23 protein-coding genes, 2 tRNA genes and 1 pseudogene are annotated in these 24,759 nt (G+C 52.9%); 15 read left to right on the plus strand and 11 right to left on the minus strand.

The window, feature by feature from the left end; translation table 11 throughout:
* Positions 1 to 29 precede the first annotated feature (29 nt).
* Complete coding sequence (locus tag M0646_RS06955) at positions 30 to 1,727, plus strand: phospholipase D-like domain-containing protein (protein ID WP_286625071.1); 1,698 nt, start codon at positions 30 to 32, stop codon at positions 1,725 to 1,727.
* An 18-nt stretch (positions 1,728 to 1,745) separates the two neighbouring features.
* On the opposite strand, the gene M0646_RS06960 is transcribed toward M0646_RS06955, so the two are convergent.
* Positions 1,746 to 2,258, minus strand: a complete 513-nt coding sequence (locus tag M0646_RS06960) for an adenine phosphoribosyltransferase (protein WP_149819388.1) — start codon at positions 2,256 to 2,258, stop codon at positions 1,746 to 1,748.
* Between the two features lie 49 nt (positions 2,259 to 2,307).
* On the minus strand, positions 2,308 to 3,612 hold the full coding sequence (locus M0646_RS06965; RefSeq protein ID WP_226971901.1) for an NCS2 family permease: 1,305 nt from the start codon (positions 3,610 to 3,612) through the stop codon (positions 2,308 to 2,310).
* Between the two features lie 414 nt (positions 3,613 to 4,026).
* Between M0646_RS06965 and M0646_RS06970 the strand changes: the two genes are divergently transcribed.
* The 7 genes from M0646_RS06970 to M0646_RS07000 all read left to right on the plus strand — a co-directional run bounded on the left by M0646_RS06970 (position 4,027) and on the right by M0646_RS07000 (position 12,038).
* On the plus strand, positions 4,027 to 5,742 hold the full coding sequence (locus tag M0646_RS06970) for a hypothetical protein (protein WP_286649440.1): 1,716 nt from the start codon (positions 4,027 to 4,029) through the stop codon (positions 5,740 to 5,742).
* 18 nt (positions 5,743 to 5,760) lie between these two features.
* Positions 5,761 to 6,552, plus strand: coding sequence for a prepilin-type N-terminal cleavage/methylation domain-containing protein (locus tag M0646_RS06975; RefSeq protein WP_286625073.1), 792 nt, complete (start codon positions 5,761 to 5,763; stop codon positions 6,550 to 6,552).
* Positions 6,530 to 7,036, plus strand: a complete 507-nt coding sequence (locus tag M0646_RS06980) for a GspH/FimT family pseudopilin (RefSeq protein ID WP_286625074.1) — start codon at positions 6,530 to 6,532, stop codon at positions 7,034 to 7,036. Before M0646_RS06975 ends, M0646_RS06980 begins: the two co-directional genes overlap by 23 nt.
* Before the next feature lie 11 nt (positions 7,037 to 7,047).
* Positions 7,048 to 7,695 (plus strand): type II secretion system protein J, encoded by a 648-nt coding sequence (locus tag M0646_RS06985; protein WP_286625075.1) that lies wholly within the window; start codon positions 7,048 to 7,050, stop codon positions 7,693 to 7,695.
* A 186-nt stretch (positions 7,696 to 7,881) separates the two neighbouring features.
* The gene (locus M0646_RS06990) at positions 7,882 to 8,388 is read left to right on the plus strand and encodes a DUF6790 family protein (RefSeq protein ID WP_149819398.1); all 507 of its coding nucleotides are present in this window, start codon (positions 7,882 to 7,884) and stop codon (positions 8,386 to 8,388) included.
* A gap of 120 nt (positions 8,389 to 8,508) precedes the next feature.
* Positions 8,509 to 11,811, plus strand: a complete 3,303-nt coding sequence (carB, locus tag M0646_RS06995) for a carbamoyl-phosphate synthase large subunit (RefSeq protein ID WP_286649441.1) — start codon at positions 8,509 to 8,511, stop codon at positions 11,809 to 11,811.
* Positions 11,805 to 12,038, plus strand: coding sequence for a DUF370 domain-containing protein (locus M0646_RS07000; RefSeq protein ID WP_149819402.1), 234 nt, complete (start codon positions 11,805 to 11,807; stop codon positions 12,036 to 12,038). Before carB ends, M0646_RS07000 begins: the two co-directional genes overlap by 7 nt.
* A 14-nt stretch (positions 12,039 to 12,052) precedes the next feature.
* Here M0646_RS07000 and M0646_RS07005 read toward each other — a convergent pair whose 3' ends face one another.
* The 5 genes from M0646_RS07005 to M0646_RS07025 all read right to left on the minus strand — a co-directional run bounded on the left by M0646_RS07005 (position 12,053) and on the right by M0646_RS07025 (position 16,861).
* Positions 12,053 to 12,544 (minus strand): spore coat U domain-containing protein, encoded by a 492-nt coding sequence (locus M0646_RS07005; RefSeq protein WP_286649442.1) that lies wholly within the window; start codon positions 12,542 to 12,544, stop codon positions 12,053 to 12,055.
* Entirely contained in the window at positions 12,517 to 14,781 is a 2,265-nt protein-coding gene (locus M0646_RS07010; RefSeq protein ID WP_286625077.1) for a fimbria/pilus outer membrane usher protein, read from the minus strand. Before M0646_RS07010 ends, M0646_RS07005 begins: the two co-directional genes overlap by 28 nt.
* 10 nt (positions 14,782 to 14,791) lie before the next feature.
* A complete protein-coding gene (locus M0646_RS07015) occupies positions 14,792 to 15,457 on the minus strand; it encodes a molecular chaperone (protein ID WP_286625078.1) in 666 nt (221 codons plus the stop codon).
* A 106-nt stretch (positions 15,458 to 15,563) separates the two neighbouring features.
* Positions 15,564 to 16,139, minus strand: coding sequence for a spore coat U domain-containing protein (locus M0646_RS07020; RefSeq protein WP_286649443.1), 576 nt, complete (start codon positions 16,137 to 16,139; stop codon positions 15,564 to 15,566).
* Positions 16,140 to 16,321: 182 nt separating this feature from the next.
* Complete coding sequence (locus M0646_RS07025; protein ID WP_286649444.1) at positions 16,322 to 16,861, minus strand: spore coat U domain-containing protein; 540 nt, start codon at positions 16,859 to 16,861, stop codon at positions 16,322 to 16,324.
* 448 nt (positions 16,862 to 17,309) lie between these two features.
* Between M0646_RS07025 and M0646_RS07030 the strand changes: the two genes are divergently transcribed.
* From M0646_RS07030 to M0646_RS07055, 7 genes and pseudogenes are all read left to right on the plus strand, one after another.
* Positions 17,310 to 17,696, plus strand: a complete 387-nt coding sequence (locus M0646_RS07030; protein WP_286625081.1) for a hypothetical protein — start codon at positions 17,310 to 17,312, stop codon at positions 17,694 to 17,696.
* A gap of 134 nt (positions 17,697 to 17,830) precedes the next feature.
* A pseudogene (locus M0646_RS13210) lies at positions 17,831 to 18,004 on the plus strand (IS630 transposase-related protein); the annotation flags it as partial.
* Between the two features lie 12 nt (positions 18,005 to 18,016).
* Positions 18,017 to 18,598, plus strand: coding sequence for a transposase (locus tag M0646_RS07035; RefSeq protein WP_399374786.1), 582 nt, complete (start codon positions 18,017 to 18,019; stop codon positions 18,596 to 18,598).
* Between the two features lie 217 nt (positions 18,599 to 18,815).
* On the plus strand, positions 18,816 to 19,826 hold the full coding sequence (locus M0646_RS07040; RefSeq protein ID WP_149819417.1) for a sulfate/molybdate ABC transporter ATP-binding protein: 1,011 nt from the start codon (positions 18,816 to 18,818) through the stop codon (positions 19,824 to 19,826).
* 69 nt (positions 19,827 to 19,895) lie between these two features.
* Positions 19,896 to 19,967, plus strand: a tRNA-Gln gene (locus tag M0646_RS07045).
* A gap of 17 nt (positions 19,968 to 19,984) precedes the next feature.
* On the plus strand, positions 19,985 to 20,767 hold the full coding sequence (locus tag M0646_RS07050) for an HAD family hydrolase (RefSeq protein WP_149819420.1): 783 nt from the start codon (positions 19,985 to 19,987) through the stop codon (positions 20,765 to 20,767).
* A 54-nt stretch (positions 20,768 to 20,821) separates the two neighbouring features.
* Positions 20,822 to 20,893: transfer RNA gene (locus M0646_RS07055), tRNA-Lys, on the plus strand.
* 6 nt (positions 20,894 to 20,899) lie between these two features.
* On the opposite strand, the gene M0646_RS07060 is transcribed toward M0646_RS07055, so the two are convergent.
* The 4 genes from M0646_RS07060 to M0646_RS07075 are packed head-to-tail and all read right to left on the minus strand — an operon-like array spanning position 20,900 to position 24,750.
* A complete protein-coding gene (locus tag M0646_RS07060; protein WP_286649445.1) occupies positions 20,900 to 21,745 on the minus strand; it encodes a PspA/IM30 family protein in 846 nt (281 codons plus the stop codon).
* Positions 21,746 to 21,792: 47 nt separating this feature from the next.
* Positions 21,793 to 22,572 carry an enoyl-ACP reductase FabI gene (gene fabI, locus M0646_RS07065; protein ID WP_149819423.1) on the minus strand — a complete coding sequence of 260 codons (780 nt, stop codon included), beginning with the start codon at positions 22,570 to 22,572 and terminating at the stop codon, positions 21,793 to 21,795.
* A gap of 57 nt (positions 22,573 to 22,629) precedes the next feature.
* A complete protein-coding gene (locus tag M0646_RS07070; RefSeq protein ID WP_286649446.1) occupies positions 22,630 to 23,703 on the minus strand; it encodes an aromatic ring-hydroxylating dioxygenase subunit alpha in 1,074 nt (357 codons plus the stop codon).
* A 39-nt stretch (positions 23,704 to 23,742) separates the two neighbouring features.
* The gene (locus M0646_RS07075) at positions 23,743 to 24,750 is read right to left on the minus strand and encodes a photosynthesis system II assembly factor Ycf48 (RefSeq protein WP_255451625.1); all 1,008 of its coding nucleotides are present in this window, start codon (positions 24,748 to 24,750) and stop codon (positions 23,743 to 23,745) included.
* Between the last annotated feature and the right edge of the window lie 9 nt (positions 24,751 to 24,759).

Here is a 24,759-nt window from a genome sequence, read left to right on the forward strand (position 1 = left end):
GAATTGGGACAAGCATTGGGGAAGTCAGCGTGTTTTGGCAAAAGCTTAAATGGCGGCGACACGGTGTGTATCTGCTGTTGTTTCTATTGGGGCTGTTGATTGCGGCTGTGGTGCTCACTCAATTGCGATCGCACCCAATTCTCCGCCCTGCCCTAGACCCGCTGCCTCAACATCCGCAAATCGCGGTACACATGAATCACTCCCAAGCCCACAGTTATCAAGAACCCTATCGCCCCTATACCCGTGAAGGGGAAGACCTTGAGGCAATCATGATTGAGCAGATTGCCAAGGCACAAAAGACGATTGATGTGGCGGTGCAGGAGTTTCGCTTACCCAATCTTGCCAAGGCCCTAGCAGCACGGCAGCAGACGGGGGTGCGGGTACGGGTGGTGATGGAAAATACCTACACTGCCCCTTGGGCAACATACAGTGCTGGGCAGGTGAGTGCCATGGATCCAAGGATGCGGGAGCGCTATAACGACTGGAAAGCGCTGGTGGACACCAACGGCGATGGCCAACTCAGTGCTGCCGAACTCAGCGATCGCGATGTGCAGACGATTCTCAACGAAGCGAAGATTCCTTGGATTGATGACACTGCCGATGGCTCCAAAGGCAGTATGCTCATGCACCACAAGTTTATTGTGATTGACAATCGCCAAGTGATTGCGACTACGGCGAACTTTACCCTCAGTGATGTCCACGGCGACTTGGGACGACCCGATACCCGTGGCAATGCCAACTCCCTCTTGGTGATTGATAGTCCCGCCGTGGCACGCCTATTTACTGAGGAATTCAACATCATGTGGGGGGATGGTCCCGGTGGTCAGCCCAACAGTCGCTTTGGGGTCAAAAAGCCAGTGCGTCCCCCTCAACCAGTAGCGGTGGGCGATGCCATGGTTACAGTGCGCTTTTCGCCAACCCCGCGATCGCAACCTTGGTCTGTCTCCACCAATGGCTTGATTGGCCAAACACTACGTTGGGCACGCCAAAAAATTGACATGGCGCTTTTTGTCTTTTCAGATCAAGAACTATCCTACGTTTTAGAGGAACGCCATAACCAAGGGGTTAGCATTCGCGCCCTCATTGACTCAGGATTTATCTACCGTGACTTTAGCGAAGCCCTCGATATGATGGGGGTGGCGATGGCCAATACTGCCCAAGCCCGTCAAGGCAACTGTTACTACGAAGCCGGCAACCGCCCGTGGCAAAACCCCATTCAAACGGTGGGCACCCCCCTCCTACCAGAGGGCGATAAGCTGCACCACAAGTATGGCGTGGTCGACGATCGCACCGTCATTGTTGGTTCTCACAACTGGTCCGAGGCGGCCAACCGCGGCAATGATGAATTCTTGCTGGTCATCGAGCATCCTACGGTTGCAGCTCACTACGAACGGGAGTTTGAGCGGCTCTATAGCAATAGTCGTTTGGGTCTGCCGCAGCATATTCGCGATCGCATTCAGCAGCAGTTGACCGCCTGTGGCGGTAAGATTGCCACCCGACCTGCCCCCTCTTCAGGAAATCGTGCCAGCACACCGACTACACGGGTGAACTTGAACACGGCCACCGCAGAGGAACTGCAAACCCTACCGGGCGTCGGCCCAAAACTAGCGGCTGAAATTATCCGTGCCCGCGAGCAAAAGCCCTTTCAATCCTTGGCCGATCTAGATGCTGTCCCCGGTGTCGGGCCGAAGCTCCTCGAACGCTTGCGCGATCGCGTGACGTGGTAATGTCCTCGCAAGCCACACCTAATAGGTTACAAGGGTGGTAATTGGCACATTGGGAAGTTTGTGCCGTCCTCCCAAGTCCGTCAGCTCAACAATAAAGGCAAAGCCATGGAGTTCAGCTTGTGCTTTTTGGATCAGACCCGCCGCCGCTGCTGCTGTGCCCCCTGTGGCAATCAAGTCATCGACAATTAACACCCGCCGCCCTGGTTCAATGGCATCTTGGTGCATCTCGAGGCGATCGCGCCCATACTCTAGCTCATACTCCACAGCATAGACCGGCGCGCAGAGTTTACCCGGTTTGCGCAAAGGGATAAAGCCGGCTCCCAAGCGATAGGCCAAGGGAGCGCCAAAAATAAATCCCCGTGACTCGATGCCAGCCACATAGTCAATGCCATCGTTGGCGTGTTTTTCCACCAATTGGTCAATGACGTAGCGCAGCCCCGCCTGATTTTGCAGCAGCGTTGTTAAATCCCGAAACAAAATGCCCGGCTTAGGGAAGTCTGGGACATCGCGAATCAGGGATTTGAGATCCATAGGTAGTTAGGTTCCAATCAGTTCAGAAGCATCCTATCTTAGATCCTGTCTAACGCCAAAAGTAGTGGGCAATAAAGATAACCGCCAATCCCCAGAGAGCAGGATGCACTTCTCTCCCTTTGCCTGCCGCCCATTTCACGATTGGATAGCTAATAAATCCCACCGCTAGCCCCTCACTGATGGAGTAGCTCAAGGGCATCACCAACACCACTAAAAAAGCAGGAATCGCTTCCGTGAGATCAGACCAAGGAATGTCTGGGAGCGATCGCGCCATAAAGACACCGACCAGCACCAAGGCCGGTGCCGTCGCAAAACTGGGAATGGCGGTCGTAATCGGCAAAAACAGCAGTGAGAGCAAAAACAAGCCCCCCACCATCAGCGCCGTTAGCCCCGTCCGTCCCCCCACGGCAATGCCTGCTGCCGATTCAATATAGGTGGTCACGGTGGAAGTGCCAAAGAGGGCGCCAACAATTGTCCCCACTGCATCCGCCATAAAGGCTCCCAAAGCGCGGGGGAAATGTCCCTGCTGATTGAGAAACCCCGCCTGTACCCCCACCGCAGAGAGCGTGCCCACGGTGTCAAACATATCGGTAAAAAGCAGTACCAAGGTGACCAAGAGAAAAGACCCCAACTGCTGCGGTTGTAATTGTCCAAAACCCACTAAGGCTTGACCAAAGAGATGGGACGGCCATTGCGGCCATTGGATCAAACCTGTCGGCCAAGGGGTAGCTCCCACTAGCCATGCAGCCAAGGCAGTCATCATCACTCCCCAAAAAATCGCGCCCCGCACCCCCTTAGCACAGAGAAACGCCGTCAAAAGAATCCCAAGGGCAGCGAGGATGGGTGGCCATGTGTCAAAGGTGGTGAGTTTTGTTTTCGTAGCAGCATCAGCAATGATAATTCCCGCATTGCTAAGGCCAATGTAGGCGATAAATAGCCCCACCCCGGCAGCGATCGCCACCTTCAAGGACATGGGAATCATATTTACAATCAGCGATCGCACCCCCGTTAGGGTCAGCAGCACAAACACAATGCCCTCGAGGAGAACAGCACTCAACGCCAATGGCCAAGGCAACCCCATTTGCCCCACCACCGCAAAAGCAAAAAAGGCATTGATCCCCATGCCGGGGGCCAACGCAATCGGGTAATTTGCCCAAATCCCCATCAGCATGCTACCCACTGCCGCCGATACTGCGGTTGCAATCACTAACTCCCCCTGCAAATCCTGTGGTTGCGCTAAAAAAATAGCATTGGAAAGAATTTGCGCATTCACCGGCAGGATGTAGGCCATCGTTAGAAATGTTGTCAGTGCCGCCAGTGCCTCGGTAGGGAGTGAGGTGTGTGCTTGCTGCAAATTGAACCAATCCCTAAAGCGTAAGTACCCATGTCTCCTCAAGAGGTTGCTCCTTTGTGCAAGAGTTATTCAAGTTTATTTACACTGAAGCCCAGTATGAGTGAATTTGATAAGGTTTGGACTTGTCCCTAACAGAGAGATTCGCCACTTCTATGCTGGAGTACCCTTGAAATGGAGCCTTTTGGGGAAAGGTATAATAGGGAGCAGGACATGGATGTGAGCGAGATTACATCACCTCTCTCAAGTTTGCGGTTAAATTATATCAACTGTGTATAAAAGCCAAAAATTGAGGGCATATTCAACTCAGCATCAGCAGCAACGAAGTTCTTCTAGTCAAGATATATTGATAGAGCAAAGGTTAAGGTTGGGGCAATAGGGGCAATAGGCAATAATAGAACAATAGAGGACAGGCCAATGATGAAAAAACTGGTGCGCTCACTGAAACGTCGCTATCCCCGTTCGGGGTATCGGCAGCGGGGGTTTACTCTGCCTTTGGTCTTGGGCATGGGACTGATCATGATTGTGGTTGCCCTAACCCTGCTCTCGCGATCGCAACTGGATGTGAGCACTGCTAGCTTGCAAAAACAAACTCAGCAGGCCTTTGCGGTGGCTGAAGGCGGTATGGCCCGTACCCTTGGCTTACTCAATGGCAACTACCAGATTCTGCTGCGCCGCACCTATAACCCCGCTAACAATACGAACTTTAATCCTGCCCGCCCCTACCTGATCAGTCGCGCAGCGGATGCAACAAAAGTGGGTCAGCCCAATACCACGGGTTTGAATGTTCCTGCTGTGAATGAATGGACAGCGGCGAGCCTTGGTTCTGATGCGCCCCCCTGCTTTACCCTCGATAACCTAAATACGATTGTCCTCAACGGCACAATTGGCACCCCTGTGCAGGGCAATTACCGTATTCTCTCCTATCTCTACGATGCGCCAACGCAAACAGGACACCTGTTGATCGAAGGTCGCTTGCCCAATAACTCGCCGGCGAATGCCTTCATCTTGCAAAAGATGGTGATTACGGATCGCAGCGTGCCCTCCAACTTCCCTGGCCTGCTGGCACAAAGCATTAACCTCGGCAACAATGATGTCTTTGGCACCGTCAACGGCAACGTGATCTGCACCAATCCTGCCAACTGTGTGGTTCCCCAAGCCCAGTGCCAAAATGGCCAGCCGACCCAACAGGGACTGCGCAGTGCCATCGGAGCGCTCAATAACGCGATTATTGAGGGGACGATCGCCATCAACAAGATTAACCTACCGCCTTTTCCTGAAGTGCCCGCTGCGGTGGGTGGTTCCGTGCTAGGGAGTGTTCCCCTGACCACGCTGCCCAGTTGGTTACCCTCCAGTCAAGTCACTGACTTTAGGGAAGCCCTAGAAGCGGCAGGCGGCTATAGTCAGGGTGCCTACGCCAACTTTCCGATTCCAGGACAGGGCAGAAATCCTCCCCAAAACTCACAGGACGTTACAGGTAGGACAACTGACCAAAACTTTCCCCGTCCCGACGATCGCCCCTACGTTGACCCCGATCCCAACATTCCCTTCTTTATTCCCGATCCCCTACGGCCTGGGGAGCGAATCGTCAATCCTAACAAAGTTTACTACGCCTACCGCATTAACAACATTAACCTTAGTGGTAACGAGAGGGTGAGATTTGATACGACTAAATATGCCATTCGCCTCTACGTCAGTGGCAACATCTCCCTCAGCGGCCAAGCAGGGATTGACAATACATGTTCCCCAGACTCTTCTACCTGCGGTACCGGCGCTAATATGGGACTTCCCTCGGGTGTCGGCACACCGGATCGTCTGCGGATCTATGGCAACCCCCCAGACCCCAACAACAGCACGCCTGATCAATCCTTTACTCTCAGCGGTGGTGCCACAGCAGGGAGTGTCTTTGTCTATGCCCCGGATGCCAAAGTGGGGATTAATGGCGGCAGCAGAACACCTGATATTTTTGGGGCTGTTTGGGCCAAGGAGTGGAATGGTTCCAGTTCCAACAATGCGGAAATTGCGGTGCCCGATCGCCTGCCTGAAGCCCTAGGGGGCAACTATACCAATGCTTCAATTGTGGTGGCACGCACCACGGAAGCCAGCAACTGGAACCGCTTAGCCCAGTACTAAACGCCGGAGGCGATGTTGATGACTCACCATAAACTCTGTTTCCACTGGCTGGTAAAGCAACGTTCCCAAGGCTTTACCCTTGCGGAGGTTTTGGCTTCTATTCTGGTGATTAGCCTCTTTACCATCGCTGCCATGCAGGCCATTGTGGTGGCCGCCTTTTTCCAAGCGGATGCCCGCAAATTTGCCGAGGCCAGTCACTGGATCCAAGACGATCTGGAAAATATCAAAATTGTTGCCTACGATCTGTGCCAGACAAAGTTTGCCCAACGCAAATTGGCCGCTTCTGCCCAAAGCACGGATACAACCCTCACGTTGGCGCTCATCGAACCCGGTGAAAGTGACTACGATCAAGCCATGCCCCCAGAGTATCGCACCGGGGGTGCCTGTCCAGTAACTTCACCCACGGATGGGTTTCGAGTGGGCGATCGCGTTCTCATTGGTTCGGACTCGGGCACACGCCGTATTCTCTCTATGTCAGCCAACACGATTACCTTGGACTCGCCAGTAGGGGGCTATCGGGGGGCGGGTACTCGTGTCTATGCCCGCTGTCGGATTCAAGCCAATGAAACCAATGGCATTGATGGTGGCTTTGGTGCCTACCTGCAAACCTTGATTCCGCCGATGAACAGCAGCAATAATAGTCGCCCCATTGTCAATGACACGTTTACGATGACGCGCACACCCACCACCCGTGCTGAGGCACCTTTCCAAACCCTAGAACTGGCCTATTCTGTGCGCAATAGTAACAACCGCGTCGTTGCTCAACTATCAACCGAGGTGGTGCCCAATGCATTTTTCCGCTGTCCGTGAGCAGGGCATGACCCTGATTGAAATCTTGATTGTCCTGACGGTGGCAGCGATTTTAGCGGTGGCTGTCACGCCGAGCTTTCTCTATTGGCTAGAAACGCAGCGGGTCAACCAAGCCCTTGAAAGCCTAGAGGGGGCACTGCGGGAAGCGCAACGGGAGGCAATGCGGCGCAACCAAACCTGTCGAGTGACGATTAACACAGGCACCAATCCCACTATCGCGGGGGATCCACCCCAATGTCTGCCCAATGGCTCCCGCCAACTGGAAAACGTGACCCTGCGTCGAGGAATAGGAACTGCCGCCGTACGGTTTGGCTTTCAGGGGCGCACCAGTAGTACAGGTACTATTGTCATTGCTTCTACCAATAATCCCACCCTTCAGCGCTGTTTGGTGGTGTCTTTAGGATTGGGGATAATGCGTACGGGCAATTACCTCGCAACGGACACCACGGGTGCAACTGCCGCTAACTGTCAAGCGCGCGATTAAGGAGCAGGGAGATGCAGGTCTGGCGCAGAGGCAATCGCGGCTTTACATTGACGGAGTTACTGGTAGCGGCTGCCGTTGGCGGTATTGTTGTGGCCATGAGTGGTTGGGCAATGGTGGCTATCCTGCAAAACAATCGTCGTGTTGAAGAGCAGGCAATTACCCGCATGAACCTGAGCCGCGCCCTCGACTTTATCTCCGATGATATTCGCTCAGCCATTCGCATTTCAACCACGGCACCCTCCGATTGGACGATTCCAAGTGGTGGCTACCAATTGGTGATGTTTATGGAAAAACCAGCGGATAACCTCGAGGAGCAGGACAACGGCACTTTGGCCAGCACAACCCGTGTGGCCTATTACACCCGTCCCAAGACAAGCAATGTGGTGTGGCGAGGCCCGATGATTCTCTATCGCCAAAAAATTGGTGACTCTACCCCCAATGCGTTAATTGATGGCATTGCCAACACGAGTCCCAACTGCACCAATAACTTGCCGGGCGCGACGGATAGTGGCACCAACAAGGGTGGATTTCGAGTTTTTGTGCAGCACAACCGCAACGTTAAGCTCTGCATTGCCGGTTTGGTGGAGTCAACGGGTACGGTTTACCAAGCAGAAACCCTTGCCGCCGTGCGATCCGGATCTGCGACCCCTACTCCCTAGCGGCAGCAGCATTCCTTGAGAGGTACTTTTGGGAACACTGATAGCTTCTCCTCTTCACTCGGATAGAATAGGTTCAAAACGGTGAAAGTTCCTAGGGAACGGGATGACCTCCCCTTTACTTTACGTACCCCCTGTTTGACAAAAGGGTCATCGTTTTTCTATTGCGGCTGTTATAGGGATGCAACCATGATTTGGCTTTTTTATAGTCTGATGACTATTCTTGGCATTGGTCTGCATTTGTGGCGACAGCCTCACCAGCGTACACGGGCAGGGATCATCCATGTCAGCTTGCTGTACCTACTGGTTATTTTTGTGGGAATTGGGGGGGTGATGAGTGCGTTGGTGCATACGTTTGATGCTGCAGCGACGGCTCGCAAAATTGGCTGGTTACCGGGGAGTCCTTTCCAATTTGAGGTCGCAATGGCGAATCTGGCCTTTGGGATTCTTGGCCTGCTCTGTATTTGGCAACGAGGATTGTTTTGGTCAGCAACAGGGATTGGTTTCTCGGTCTATGTGTTGGGATGTGCCTATGGCCACTACCAACAGATGTTGCTGGGAAATTTTGCCCCCTACAATGCTGGCTGGGGGATTTGGCTTTACGATGTTGGCGTACCGTCGTTGATCTTGACATTGCTGTGGGGCCGCAGTCGCTGGAATGTGTCCCACCCTCATAGGAATGTGAGTAAATCCTAACACCAATCGCCCTCAGAGCTGGTGACCGAGTGATTTTCAACTTAACAGAACAGGCGCGATCGCAAGGGGGAGTGTAGGATAGGGAAGGCGTGATTGAAATCCTTTGGCTGCGTTGTCCCTATGCCTCGTCGTACCGATATTTCAAAAATTCTCATTATTGGTTCGGGTCCGATTGTCATTGGTCAAGCCTGTGAATTTGACTATTCGGGAACCCAAGCCTGTAAGGCGTTGCGCGAGGAAGGGTACGAGGTGATCCTGATTAACTCCAACCCCGCCACCATCATGACGGATCCTGAGACCGCTGATCGCACGTACATTGAACCCCTCATCCCGGAAATGGTGGAAAAAGTCATTGCCGCCGAACGCCCCGATGCCCTACTGCCCACAATGGGGGGACAAACGGCCCTGAACTTGGCGGTGGCTCTGTCAAAATCGGGGGTTCTCGATCGCTATGGGGTGGAACTGATTGGGGCTAAGTTGCCAGCCATTGAAATGGCCGAGGATCGCAAGCTCTTTAAGGAGGCAATGCAGCGCATTGGTGTGGGGGTGTGTCCCTCTGGCTTGGCCAATACCCTCGAAGAGGCGCGGGCGATCGCCCAAGAGATTGGGGTTTATCCCCTGATTATTCGCCCCGCCTTTACCTTGGGGGGCAGCGGTGGTGGCATTGCCTATAACCAAGAGGAATTTGAAGAGCTTGCTGCCGCTGGTCTGGAGGCTAGCCCGGTCTCGCAAATTCTCATTGAGCAGTCCCTGATTGGCTGGAAAGAATATGAGCTAGAAGTCATGCGGGATATGGCCGATAACGTGGTCATTATCTGCTCCATTGAGAACGTGGATCCCATGGGTATCCATACCGGGGACTCCATCACTGTCGCACCAGCGCAAACCCTGACGGATAAAGAGTATCAGCGGCTGCGGGATGCTGCCATCAAAATCATTCGGGAAATTGGCGTAGAAACGGGCGGATCAAACATTCAGTTTGCCGTTAACCCGGAAACAGGGGAAGTGATCGTGATTGAAATGAATCCCCGCGTCTCCCGCTCCTCAGCACTCGCTTCTAAGGCAACTGGCTTTCCCATTGCCAAAATGGCGGCGAAATTGGCCGTGGGCTACACCCTGCCGGAAATCCCCAATGACATTACCAAGAAAACCCCCGCTAGCTTTGAACCCACGATTGACTACGTGGTCACCAAAATTCCCCGCTTTGCCTTTGAGAAGTTTCCCGGCTCGCAGCCGGTGCTGACCACCCAAATGAAGTCCGTTGGTGAAGCCATGGCCATTGGCCGCACATTCCAAGAGTCCCTGCAAAAAGCCCTGCGATCGCTGGAAACGGGACGCGCCGGCTGGGGGTGCGATCGCCCCGAAAAACTCCCCAGCCTTGAGCAACTGCGGGGGAAACTGCGCACACCCAATCCCGATCGCATCTTTGCCATTCGCCACGCCTTCCTTTTGGGGATGACCGTTGAGGAGATTTACGAACTGACGGCCATTGATCCGTGGTTCCTGCGGCAGATGCAGGGACTCCTAGAAACGGAAAAATTCCTCAAGCGCAGCAAACTAGAGCAACTCACCGCTGATGATCTCTGGCGGGTCAAGCAGCAGGGCTTTAGTGATGCCCAAATTGCCTACGCCACCAAAACCACCGATGATCAGGTGCGTGCCTATCGCCAATCCCTCGGTGTTGTTCCCGTCTATAAAACCGTGGACACCTGTGCCGCCGAGTTTGAGGCCTACACCCCCTACTACTACTCCACCTATGAGCGGCCGGTGGAACAGATTAACCCGGAGACGGGTGAGGTTGAACCCCTGCCGCCGCAATCGGAAGTATTGCCCCCCCGCAAGCCGCGGGTAATGATTCTTGGCTCTGGCCCCAACCGCATTGGTCAAGGGATTGAATTTGATTACTGCTGCTGCCATGCTTCCTACGCGCTGCGGGCGGATGACTATGAAACAATCATGGTCAACTCCAACCCTGAAACGGTTTCCACGGATTACGACACCAGCGATCGCCTCTACTTTGAACCCCTGACGAAGGAAGATGTCCTCAACATTATTGAGGTGGAGCGCCCCATCGGCATTATTATTCAGTTTGGCGGTCAAACGCCGCTGAAACTCGCCTTACCCCTCCAGCAGTACCTCGAAACCCATGGCGATCGCCTCGGAACGCAAATCTGGGGTACCTCGCCCGACTCCATTGATATTGCCGAAGACCGCGAACGCTTTGAGAAAATCTTGCGGGAGCTGAATATCCCCCAACCCCCCAATGGCACCGCTCGCAGTTATGCCGAAGCCCTGAGTATTGCCCAGTGCATTAGCTACCCCGTAGTGGTGCGCCCCAGTTATGTGCTCGGCGGTCGCGCCATGGAAATTGTCTATTCTGATGCCGAATTGGAGCGCTATATGAACGAAGCCGTTCAGGTGGAGCCAGAGCGACCGATTCTCATTGATAAGTATCTGGAAAACGCCATTGAAGTGGATGTGGATGCCATTGCTGATGCCAGCGGTACCGTGGTGATTGGCGGGATTATGGAACACATCGAACAAGCCGGGATTCACTCTGGGGATTCTGCCTGTAGCTTGCCCACCCAATCCCTTTCTCCTACCGTGTTGGAGACCATTCGCAGGTGGAGTATTGCCCTCGCCAAGGCCCTCAAAGTGGTGGGGCTGATGAACCTACAACTGGCAGTACAAGGGGAGCAGGTCTATATTTTGGAGGCCAACCCGCGGGCATCCCGTACGGTGCCCTTTGTCTCCAAGGCGATTGGCATTCCCCTTGCTAAAATGGCTGCCCGCCTGATGTCAGGCAAAACGCTTGCAGAACTCAATTTCCTCGATGAGAAGATTCCCAACCATGTCGCTGTTAAGGAAGCGGTTCTGCCCTTTGAAAAATTTGCCGGTACCGATACGGTGCTAGGACCTGAGATGCGCTCCACCGGTGAGGCGATGGGGATTGACATGACCTTTGGTGCTGCCTATGCCAAGTCTCAACTGGCGGCCAATCAAAGGTTACCTTTGAAAGGAACCGTTTTTGTATCGATGAGCGATCGCGACAAGGCAGCGATTGTGCCCGTGGTGCAGGAGTTGCAGTCCCTCGGCTTTCGGATTATTGCCACCGAAGGAACCCGCAATGCTCTGCTTGAGGCGGGTCTGAGTAATATTGAACTCATCCTCAAGCTTCATGAAGGGCGTCCCCATGTCCTCGATGCGATTAAAAATGAGCAGATTCACCTGATTCTGAATACGCCTTCGGGTCAGGAAGCCCGTACCGATGCCCAATTGATTCGTCGCACCGCCCTTGCCTACAAGATTCCGATTGTGACGACAATCGCCGGTGCCAAGGCGACGGCTGCCGCCATTAAAACCCTGCAAACCTCAACCCTCGGGGTACGGGCACTTCAGGACTACCATCGGGCGGAATGCTAAACATTGGTTTTGGCAACTATGTCTCGCCGCAGCGACTGCTGGCGATCGTCAGCCCCGACTCTGCCCCGATTAAACGCCTGATTCTCGAAGCACGGCAGCATCATCACCTCATTGATGCCACCCACGGCCGGCGGACTCGTGCCGTACTGGTCTTGGATGGGGAGATTGTCGTTCTCTCGGCGCTGCATCCTGAAACGTTGGTGGCGCGACTCAACCCACCCCCCTAGACGTCTCCAAAACATCAAAAAATAATCGTCACCCGCAGTGAGTCGGTGTAGAGGCCGGGGGCAACCCACTGCTGGGCAGGAATGCGACCGTAGATCGTCAGTGTATTGAGGACATTGTTGCCGGGAATAAACGGTCCCCCTTGCTGTGTGCCCCCAGTGCCATCGCCCCAAATGATACTGCGATTAGCATCGAGGTAGAGGTTATAGTTCAGGCGATCGCTCCCACTGCTCATTTGTCGCGGTGTAAAACTATTGCTGCCCCCTTGGCTTAGTTGAACCGTTACGGGGCGGTTGTTAAAGCTACCAGCCCCACCCCCCACACAGACAAACTGGACTTGACCAGTGGTATCCAGAGGAATGGGCGAAAAAGGATCATAGCTCCCAAAGTTCAAACCGGTCACACTTTGAAACTGACAACCCGTCCCCTGCGCCTGTGCGGCTGCCCAATACCCAAGGCAACTGAGGCCAGTGATGCATCCTATCGTGGCGAGTCGGGCAACGAACATGAAACTTCCCCTACGTCAGTAAAGAGATCGTCACTGGGTGGCAGTGTCAGTTGGAACGTACAGCGCAGTTGCTCGTAGGTCACTTCAGCAGTGTAGGTTCCTGCTTCTAGGGTATCAAAGTAAAATTCTCCCCTTGGCGAGAGGGGCGATGGGATTTTTTCCTTGTTGCGTTCTAGGGTGAGTTGTCCCAAATTGGGAATGATCCGCTCACTGCCCCGCAAAATCACCACTCGTCCGACATAGTTGCGACTGGGGCGGACATCAAAGCGGGCGATCGCTCCCCCACGAAAAGGCGGTGCAATCAGTAGCTCGGTGCGGCCAATGGCAAAATCAATGGGAATATCCTGATCCTCAATCCGCAAGGCATTGCCGTAGTAGGGCAGCAAGTCTGGAATCAAAATTTTACCGCGACGATTCGTGCGACCAATTTCTTGATTACTTAAGTAGGTGCGCACACCCCCCACATTGGGCACATCCACCAAGACAAAACTCCCCTGCACCGGTCGCGTGGCAAAAACTTCACCGCCAATTGTGACGAATCCCCCTTCCACCACCACTTGCGCCTGTCCTGTATCCCCTGCCTGCGCGTAGCCAATTTGGTAGCGGCTCCAAGGGGCATTGTAAGAAAATGTGCCACTGACAAAGGCCTGCTCATTGGCCTGAAGCACCTGTCCCTGATAGCCATAGCCGACGCCCGCTGGGAGCGATCGCGAGACCTTGAGGAAAGGAACCCCCTGATTTCCCTGTTGCAGCCAGCCGGTGTTAAGTGTCACCGCATTGTTCAGAAAGTAGTTAAATGTAACACTGATTTGGTTCACTGGCTGATCACTGCCAGAGAGGAAGCGCGAACCTTGCAGGTATAGACTGAGATTGCGACGGAGTTGCACTTGAGCGAGAATCGTTGCCTGTTGCCGCACCCCTTGATCGCGGGGGTTGGTAAAAAAGTACTGACCACTGATTGTTAGCCGCGACCCCAGACTGAGGGTAGCATTGGCAAAGCCCTCTAACTGCGGGCGATCGTCCCCCAAACCCAAGCCAGTATTGACATAGTTGCCACTGAGCAGGCGCACCCCACCACCAAAGGCCAGCCGCCGCCCCGGATAGTTGTAGCCAACAGCAATCCCACTCCCCAATTTTCCCTCAGTGGTACTCACCGCCGCCGCCACATCCAGCGTGCCAATGGGAATCGCCGTACTCAGGTTCAAGCCCGCATTCAAAAGATCGCCATTGCCTTCCAGACGTGCCCCCAGGGTCAAGTTATTCAAAATGCCCTGCCGATAGGCCGCCAAAAATTGCCCCTGATCTCCGTAGCTGAAATTCTCCGTGCCAAAATTTTCCCGCTCGGCACCGGCAGCCACAATAAACTCCGATAGTCCGGGGCGCAATAACGTAAACGACTGGACAAAATTACGGCTAAAGACCTGTTGATTGCCCTCAGCATCCTTTATCACAATTCGCAAGCGATTAAAGCCCCCAAAGGCGGGCAAATTTTTGAGAATAAACGGCCCCGGCGGTAACGTCACCTGCCGAATCAGCAAGTTATTCAGGTAAATTTCTGCGCTGCTGGGGGTGGTTACCTCACCCCGAAAGTCAAAGGCGGGTTGGCGAATCAGGTAAGGGCTAAGGCCAAAGTTGCGTTCCCAAACAATGCCCCCCCAAAGGCCACCCCCGCCCAACAGGTCACTGCTGATAAACGCATCCCCTAGGGTCAAAGTCGTGAGATGGCGCCGATGATCCAATCTAAAAGCAGTGAGTCCCCGTTGCAGGTTGCCATCGGCAGTCAACCCCAGCGTTGAGGTAAGGGCATTGCCACCAAAGCTAATCGCCACTTCACTGGCAGCCGTCAGTTGTTCAAAGTTATTCCAAAAAACGCCATAGTTCAGGTAGGCACTTAAGGGTTGGCTATAGCGAATCCCCGGCGGTTCATTACTCGGGTTAAAGTCAATGACCGTTTGTGGCAGTTGGGCTGCTCCCACCTGTAACCGTAGCACTAAGTTGGCATCATCCCGCTGGAATGTCATCTGCGGTGCCAACGACTGCAAGGAGACGTGCTCAATGCCTTGGATGATTTCGCGGCGACCGCCAATCTCCCTCAGACCGGCATTCACTAGATCCTGCACAGGGATGAGCACATCGTCGCCACGCACCAAAACAATCACATCCCCCTTGGTAACGCGATTCACCTCAAGGGTATAAATGGCAGAGACTTCTGCTTGGGCAGAGACTGGAGCAGCCATCAGGAGGCTACTAAGCGCAAACGCCGTTGGGAGTAGAAATTTCAGTTGTAAGGGAGGGGTTGGTGCCCACAGACTGTAATTTGACTTGGCGCACTTGGGCACAGTTGGTTTGTGGTAGAGGAATATTCCTAAAGGGGCGATCGCGATCGGCCAACACATACACCGACTCCAGCATTCGCTCGAACACCACTGTTCCCTGCTCATTCAGCCCCTGAACAGTGATACCAAGGGTTTGAATGTGGACATTGCCTTTATTGCGCAGGACAAAACTTAATTTGCCCCCTTCGACGCGACCATTCAAAATTTCGCCTTGGCGCTGGATATTGGCGGGTTGGACAAAAACTGGCAAGCTAAAGGTCTTGATAATGCGAATGGCTGCCCCTTGGGTTTCTAAGACATTGGCTGGGGGCAGTTCTGTCACCAACAGACGATAGGTTTGCTCTTCAGTGGTTGCCGGTTGCCGTACCCCAACCCGTAAAGTCCGCTGTTCTCCCGGCGGTACCGACAGCAAGACAGGGAAAGCCACGACATTGCCATCGCTTTCTGTAAGCTCTTCTCGACCATCGGCGGTTTGCTGCCAGCGGCGGACACTAATCTCAAAGTTAATCGGCACCTGCCCCGTATTGGTCAGGGTCAACAATGCCGTTCGCTGACGCGGTGAGAGAAACACCTGCACCGCATTCAGATAAAACTCTGAGGATTGTGCAGCTACTCTTGAACTCAGACCAAGAGCAAAGAGAGTAGCTAGCAGGGCAAACCGCCACCCGAATGGAAAACAGACCTTAGAACGAGACAATGACCTGAACTGTGTCACCGTACGTTCCCGGTGTCAGTTGATTCAAGATGCCTGCGGGTAGGCTGTTTCCTGCTGGAATCCGGCCGTAGATAGTGAAGTCTTTGGGCAAGGCATTAGGTGCAGTGTACTCGACATCATTACTGGCATCGCATCCCCAAATCCCCGTTGCTGCAGAATCTTTGTATAGTCCATAGGGAAGACGGGCGGTACCACTGGCCATCTGGCGCTTGGGACTGGCGCAGGAAGACCCTGATGCAGAATTATTTCCTTGGCTCAGTTTGATAGTTGCTTGGGTCTTGGGTAAACACTGAACGCTGACTTTGCCTTGGGCATCTAGGGGCGTTGTTGCGTGGGCACCCAATGGAGAATAGGTGCCAAAGTTGATATTTTGAGTACCCGTAATTTTGCAAGCTGGGTTGACTTTTGCTTGAATCTGAATGTTAGCTGTTTGGGGCGAAGTTTGGGCTTTTGCCCTCTGTGCCATTAATAGAGGCAACACTCCCCCCGCAGCGGCAAGAAATAGACTGAGAAGAATCCGTTTGAGCAGGAATGAGAAAGTCATCGCCAAACCCCTTATGAGAACAACAAAAAGTTTACACTTCAATCTTTGATGTTACTTTGATACTGAATGTAGCAAGCCTTTAGGGATGACTCGCGGTGAGCTTACAACACACACTAGCAGCAACAATACTACAGCATACCCCCCCTTGCCTACCGTGATTTCACGGAGGTTTTATCTTTCCTTTAGAAAGAAACAATAATCTGAACCGTATCGGTATAAGTACCCAGTGTCAGTTGATTCAGAGTCCCTAAAAGTGCAAGAGCTTGACCCGATGGGATGCGGCCGTACACGATAATGTCTTTGACGCTAGCATTGGTCGCACTGTAGTCCACATCATTCAGGAAGTTACAGCCCCAAATGTCAAGAGGGGAGTAAGAACTATCCCGATACAAAAAATAAGGAAGGCGAGCGGAGCCAAAAGCCATACGCCGCAGCGGTACAAGACAACTGGACAAAGCAGCAGGATAACTCCCCTGATTCAGCCGAATGGTTGCTTGGGTGCCCGGTAAGCATTGCACACTCACCTGACCTTGGGCATCTAGCGCTTGGGTGTAGTGGGTACCGAGGGGATCATAGGTGCCAAAGTTAATATCCTGAACGCCCTTAATCACACAGGCTGCCTTCACCGTCGCCTGAACGTTGATGTTACTGGTTTGAGGTGAAGTTTGAGCATGGGCGCGCTGAGCCGTTAGGAGTGGCAATAGACCACTGGCAGCAGTCAAAAATAAACTTATTGGGTAGAGCTTTAGCCTCAGAAAACAGGGGCGATGCATAAGACTCTTCTCCCAACAGTTCATCAGTATTTTAATTGCTAGAGTGAAGCCTACAAATTGCTAATTATGAATTTGGAGAGCACTCAGTCATGACTCGTAGGCCAAGCTTACGCAAGCCTAATGTGAAGGTGTGCGGCGAATTCACAATTGCAGCCGTTAGAGGGATGCTGTCAACCCTACACCACTTACAGGACTTATGAACAGAGAATTTTAACTACGCAACAAAAGTTAATCTAAAGATTGGCACCCCCAAGCGTCAGGATCATCGTTGATGGCATGCGATCGCCATCGAAGGCAGTCTCAAAAATATTTTTGTAATGTTGATTGACCCCATTTTATTTGAGTGTATGCTAGTGCCTAGGAAAATTTTGTAGCCCTTTGATTTGGAGTGATTGCTGTGTTGCCAGACTTGCCAAGTTTTGATGCTTTGCTTCAGAGTTTGCGTAATATTGACACCCTAACCGAGTGGGAAATGGCGGTTCTGGGCATTATTGTCATCGTGGTTGACATTTCTCTAGGGAACTGGGTCTGGCCAAGGATTTTGCAGGGGCTATTTATTCTTCTGTATCTTGGTGTAACTGCTATTCCCCTATTTTTGGTGGCGAACGGTATTCTACACCAGTGGCAAGATGTGGTCTTTAGCTGCCTAGTTATCGGCTTTTTGGGGTCAATCCCGTTACTCCCCTTTTTTGCTGTTTCCAGTATTCAGCGAAAAATAGATGGCCTCAAGCAACAGGTGAACAGACCACCTGCATCAGCTCCTATTAATTTCGAAAAGGAGTGAGATATTTTCAAGAGGGATAGGCTATACTCAAAGCGTCATGAATGTTACTCAAGAATATGAGCTATAGCTTGGACTGACGAGAGCGGGTTGTCTCCTATATCAAGCAAGGTGGCAAAATCAGTGAAGCAACTCAAATCTTTCAGGTCAGTCGCGCCGCCATCCATCGCTGGCTGAAGCGAGACGACTTAGCGCCCACGGTTGTCCCCCGTCGTCCTTGGAAACTGGATTGGGCAGTCTTAGCAGCGGATGTTGCTGCCCATCCCGATGACCGTTTATCGACCCTGCCCAGCGATTTGGCGTTCAAGTTTCCACCATTAGTTATGCCCTCGACCAGATGGGCATCACCCGAAAAAAAACAGATACGTTACCAAGAACGGTGTGAGGCAGAGCGGCAAGCGTATCAACAGCAGCTCGACACATGGGTAGAGAGCCATGGGGAGGAAACGGTGGTGTCTATCGATGAGACGGGGTTTGACTCTCGAGTGGCGTGTGAGTATGGGTGGTCAGCGCGAGGCCAACGAATTAATGGAGAGCGAGTTGGGAAGCGTCAGAAAAGAGAGAGTGTAGTCGCAGGACGGTATAGACACCAGAAAGACTTCATAGCGTCGATGCTGTTTTCAGGATATTTGAATGCGTTAGGGTTTGTGAGCTGGCTGAGTCAGTACTGTTTGTCAGCGTTAGAGAAACGTTCGTTGTTGATGATGGATAATGCACCGATTCATCCAAAAGGGGCGATTCAGGCAGTGGTGAAAGCGGCGGGTCACGAGGTGTTATTTTTACCGAAATACTCTCTTGATTTGAATGTGATTGAGCACGACTTCAGTGCGCTGAAGCGAGCGCGGATGTATGCAGGGTTAAACTGTTCTATGGATGAAGTGATTCGCAAGTATTGTGCTGGATAATGTCTCATTCTTTATTGGAATAGCTATATGTTTTGAGCCTCAAGGGCAATCCACGGCATCTGTATTCTACTCAGTCTTGACGGTGGGGTAGAGCGGTTGGCGCAGGCGGTGCGTTGCCATGCCATTGTCTGAGTATGCGTTTGCCCTGTGGGCAAAGACACAGGGCTTCAAAACTACGGTAATCTTATAGAGAAACTAGAGTATTGCTAGCAGTGCTATGGGCATCACTATTGAAAACGTTTCTAAGTCCTTTGGCTCCTTTCAAGCGGTCAAGCAGGTGGATTTGGATATTGCCAGTGGCTCTTTGGTGGCGCTGTTGGGGCCTTCAGGTTCCGGCAAATCAACCTTACTGCGGCTGATTGCGGGTTTAGAGATGCCCGACACTGGCCGAATTCTGCTCACGGGCAAGGACGCCACCTATCAAAGTGTCCAAGAACGTAATATTGGCTTCGTCTTTCAGCACTATGCCCTTTTTAAGCACATGACTGTGCGCCAAAATATCGCCTTTGGCCTAGAGCTGCGCAAGGTGCCCCGTGCCAAGATCAAAGCTCGGGTTGAGGAGTTGCTCGAGTTGGTGCAGTTGGGTGGCTTGGGCGATCGCTACCCCTCTCAGCTCTCTGGGGGACAACGCCAGCGGGTGGCTCTTGCCCGTGCCCTTGCCGTAGAACCCAAGGTGCTATTGCTGGATGAACCCTTTGGTGCCCTCGATGCCAAGGTACGTAAGGAACTGCGAGCATGGCTACGCCACCTCCACGATGATGTCCATGTGACAACGGTCTTCGTGACCCATGACCAAGAGGAGGCTATGGAAGTCGCGGATCAAATTGTCGTCATGAACAAAGGCCAAGTGGAGCAGGTGGGTACCCCCGCTGAAATTTACGACCATCCTGCTAGCCCCTTTGTGATGAGCTTTATTGGCCCTGTGAATGTCCTGCGCTCCCGCGTCTTTCAGCAAAGCGAAGGCACGGCTGCCCACTGCGATATTTTTCTGCGCCCGCGCGACATCATCATTGAGACGAGTCCCAATGGTAACACCGTCTCAGCTCGCATTCACCGCATCATTCACTTGGGTTGGGAAATTCAGGTGGAACTGCGCCTAGATGATGGACAGGAGCTGATGGCTCACCTATCGCGAGAGCGATTTGACGAGCTGCGCCTTGAACCCCAGCAACAGGTCTTTATTAAGCCAAGGGAGGCAAAGTCCTTTCCCCTGTATTACAGCATTTAGGCACGAAAAAAATCAGTCCATCCCTTGAACAAACCAAGCCAAACTTGCTATGCTAACAAAGCAACGCAATGGGGTGTCGCCAAGCGGTAAGGCAGCGGGTTTTGGTCCCGCCATTCGGGGGTTCGAATCCTCCCGCCCCAGTTAGGTTATAGACATCAATGCCAAGAATATTACCTTCATTACTGGCCTTAGATTTTGATGGCGTCCTCTGCAACGGCCTGCGAGAATATTTTCAAACCAGTTGGCAGGTGTATCAGCAGGTGTGGCCTGAGCAGCCCCTTGTGCTTTCCCTAGAGGAACTAGAAAGGCAATTTGGTCAATTGCGCCCTGTGATTACGGTGGGTTGGGAAATGCCGCTCCTGTTGCGAGCAATTGTTGAAGGCACCTCTACTCAAGAGATTCTCCAAAACTGGCCAAAGGTGCGCGATCGCCTACTTGCTACCTACCATCTCACTGCCACCGATTTGGGAGAACGAGTGGACGGCCTGCGCGATCGCTGGATTGCAACGGACTGGCAAAGCTGGCTGGCGCTCCATGACTTTTATGACGGTGTCGTAGCCGCTTTGCAACGCTGGCAGACTCAAGGTCAACCCCTCGCCATTGTCACCACCAAGGAGCAGCGCTTTGTTACGTATTTGCTAGAGCAAGCGGGCATCTCCTTTCCCCCAAGGGCGATCTATGGCAAAGACCAACAGCAGCCAAAACCTGTGATTCTTGAGGCGCTTCAGTCAACCTATGGTGCTCCCCTGTGGTTTGTTGAGGATCGCCTCGGGGCACTGTTACAGGTTGCGGCTACACCGGAACTAGAGGAAACAGAACTCTTCTTGGCGACATGGGGCTATACCACTGCTGGCGATCGCGCCCAAGCCGAGGCACATCCGCGCATCCATCTCCTCAGCCGAGAACAATTTTGTGAATTTCCCCACTGGCTTTGCCCCTAACCCCTTGTCTTTCAAGGTGGTTTTCTCTATACTGGAAAAGCTGCGCAACAGCGCGGGTCGCTAGCTCAGCGGTAGAGCACTCGGCTTTTAACCGATTGGTCTTGGGTTCGAATCCCAGGCGACCCATTCCAACTAGCTATCCAATAGCCGGCGGAGTTCTGCCATATCGTCATCAATAGATTTACTCTGAGAGGATGAACTGGGGCGTGGTGCGTCCTGCACTTCGGGAGTAGAGACGTTGATATTAATATTTAACTGACTGCTGCCACTGGCGGTCTGGGGGAGTGTCCCCGCGGAGGAAGCATCGGGCAACAAGCCCATCTGCCGCTTCATTTCCAGCAGTTCAAATTCCACATCCTGTTTGTTGGCGCTGCTTTGGAGCGCTTGGAATTTACTTTCGAGAGTATCGCCACTCAGTTCAGCGATCGCTTGGGAGCGGGCTTCCATTTGCAGGACTTTATCTTCCATACGCTCAAATGCCGCCATCGCATTGGAGGTGCCCACCTTGCTGACCGCTTGATGAATCTGCTCAGAGGCTTTGGCTGCCCGGACACGCGCTTTGAGCATTTCCTTCTTCGTTTTCGCCTCAGAAATTTTGCTTTCAAGGGCGGTCAAGTTGTCCTTAAGGGTTTTTACTTGGACTGCCATTTGATCCACTTGGGCTTTAAGGGCGGCAGCGGTATCTGCGGCAGTTTTCTTACGGTTCAAGGCTTCCAACGCGAGGGCTTCATCTCCTCTACTGAGGGCAAGGCGTGCCCGCTCTTCCCACTGTTGGGAATCCTTAAGATTTTGGGCGTACTGCTGCTCTAGTCGTTTCTGAGCAGCAATGGCTTGAGCAACGGCTTGGCGCAACTTCACCAAGTCCTCGTTCATGTCAATAATTGTTTGCTCAAGGATTTTTTCTGGATCTTCAGCAGCACTGACAATGGCATTGAGATTAGAGCGAATCACCATGCCGACACGATCAAGTAAACCCATGCTTTGCCTCGTCAATAACTCGCTGACTCTACTCTAGCGCATGCCCTCTACATCCCCATGATGCAGTAGCCCGAATCCACATAAAGAATTTGACCAGTGATGCCACTGGCTAGATCGCTGGCAAGAAAAGCTGCTGTGTTGCCCACCTCTGTTTGGGTCACCGTGCGCCGCAACGGAGCCGTGGCTTCCACATGGTGGATCATATCGAGAATGCCCCCCACTGCTGAGGAGGCCAAGGTGCGAATTGGACCAGCGGAGATACCATTGACACGGATCTTCTGAGGCCCCAATTCTGCCGCGAGGTAGCGCACATTCATTTCTAGGGCTGCCTTGGCAATCCCCATGACATTGTAGTTCGGCACAACCCGCACACCCCCCAAATAAGTCAGGGTAATGATTGACCCGCCGTTGGTCATCAATGGTTTAGCGGCACGGCTGAGAGAGATCAGGGAGTAGGCACTGATGTCGAGAGCGAGATTAAAGCCTTCAAGGGAGACGGCGGAAAAGTCACCACTGAGATCTTCTTTTTGGGCAAAGGCCAAACAGTGAATCAAAATATCTAAGCCACCCCAAGTAGAGGCAATGGCAGCAAAGGCTTCGTCAATTTGTTGAGGTTGCTGCACATCTAGGGGTAAAAGCAGTTTGGGGTCTAAAGGAGCAGTCAGTTCCTCGACCTTTTGCTTCAGCTTTCCCCGCTCGTCGGGAAGATACGTCACTGCCAGTTCAGCACCTGCTGCATGGAGCTGTTGGGCAATCCCCCAAGCAATGGAGCGATTATTGGCAATGCCGGTCACAAGGGCGCGTTTTCCCGATAGGTCTAGGAGCATAGGTACAGCCAGTGTGAATGATCTAACCCTCTGATCGTACCAGAGGGGCTGCTGCCTTTAGCGCCAGCGTAGGACTTGGGTTTTCAAGGGGTTGACAAATTCCCGTCCCTCTTGGGTGGCTTTCTCGTACTCCCGCTTAAGCTGGTAATACCATTTAGCTTGGTAATCGGCCTCTTTGATAAGCGTCAACGGTGGCTTGTACTTTAGGCCTTCGCTTTGCTTGGCCACAATGCGCAAATCTTGGTTGAGAAATTCCCGCGCTAAGGGAGCCAGTAAGGGTTTCAGGGGGGCGAGCCATGGAAAGGTCCAGTAGTAGGTGGCGGTGAGTTCAGTCTCCTGAGCGTTAATGGGGGTAAGGGTAATCAGAAAACAAAAGGTGTGGCGATCGCTATAGTTGGTTTCGATGCGAATCCCCGGCAGCCGATAGATAATTTCCACCTCAGGATGGCCACCTAAAATATGGTGTGCCCACGACTTGCGCAACAGGGGATGGCGGCGCATGGTAAAGCCATAGGGCGACGGATCAAAGGTTTTTGCCTTCTCAAAGAGCTTGCCCCGCTTGCGCCACCACCACGCCCCATGGACAAAGGGCGCATGGGAGGGATCCATAAAGTTAATAAACACCTGATCCAAATGTCCCGGAAAGATGAATTTTTGCACCGCTTGAGGTTGGGTCTCGGCGCTAAATCCGGGCACAAGGGGCACCTCTAGGGTCGGTTCACTGACATCACGCTCATTGGCTGGGAAAAAAATCCAGAGATTGCCCTGCACCTCGCGTACGGGATAACTCAACACACCAAAGTGCTTGAGATCCACATCACTATCACTGGTCAGGGAGGGAATCAGCGTACAGTGGCCGTGGGCATTGAAGCGCCAGCCGTGGTAGGGGCACTCCACCTCTTCCCCATCAAAGTGACCATAGTGTAGGGGAATGCCACGGTGAGGGCAGAGATTGCGCAGCGCAAAGGGCTTGCCTGAAGTGGTACGGCAGAAGAGAATAGGCTCCCCTAAAAGCACCTTGGCTTGGCAGCGACCCGGCTTGAGGTCAGCGGCTGGCAGGCCATAGTACCAGATATTGCGTAAGAAACTACTACCCTCATGGAGGGAGAATGAAGTGCTGCTGGAGTTCATAACCAGACTCTACCAGATGCTCGGCAGTTATTTTCTACGTTACGCCGAAGCAGCCGTCAAGTCAGTCACATACCGCAGCAAGATCCCCTTCTGGCCAATGATGAACCCTTGATCAGGACTAAAGAAGAGAATTTTATAAAAGTTGGAGGGGACTTTTTTCACGTCCACATCCTGCTGCCACGTTTGGCCACCATCTTGGCTACAGAGCAGTACCCCAGCACCCCCTGCTAGCCATACTTCATTGGGTGTGCGATAGGCCAGATCAAGGAAGCCAACACTATTGCGACGCAGGGGACTCAGCAGTTCTCCCCAGTTTTCGGAATTGTCTGGATCAGAGAAGGCAATTTTACCGCCATTGACAATCATCCAGAGCCGACCATCCGGGGTAAAGCCCATATTGTGGACACGGCGCGAGGTGGTGCGATTGTGGGGTTGCCAAGCCGTTTGTCCCGGCTGCCACGTGGAGTAAAAGCTCCCCCGCGAGGAGACAGCCACATACTCCCCAGAGGGCGAACGGTTGAGGTTGCGCATGACCCCAATGGCTTCTTGGACTAATGCTTGCCAGTTTTTGCCGCTGTCTTTGGTACGGTAAATGGCGCCTACATCGGTCATCATTTCCGCAGCGCCATTGCCGAGGGCTTTGATCAGGCGGGGTGAGCCGGGGAGTTTGGGATTGAGGGGAATTTGACTCCAAGATTGGCCACCATCGGTCGTGTGCAGCATAATGGGTGGCTCACCGACAATCCAGCCCTCGTTCCCTTGGAAGCTAACGCTGTTGAAGCGATAGTCGGGATTATCTAAAACCAGCGTACGGGGTTCCCAAGTTTGACCACCGTCGCGAGTTTCCATCAGTGTGGCATTGGCACCCACCAACCAACCGTGATTACGGTCAATAAAGCTCATATCGAGAATGGTTGAGGTGGTTGGTAGTTGGATGGCTTCCCAAGGGTTGTAGTCCAAGGCGGGGATGGCAAGGGCAGAGGTACTCAGGCTCATCCAGAGGACAACGGTCACCAGTAGCCAATGCAGGAACTTGATTCCTTTCATTTTTTGCCA

Origin of the sequence: Thermosynechococcus sp. B3 (genome assembly GCF_030323045.1) — a bacterium.
Taxonomy (GTDB): Bacteria; Cyanobacteriota; Cyanobacteriia; order Thermosynechococcales; family Thermosynechococcaceae; genus Thermosynechococcus.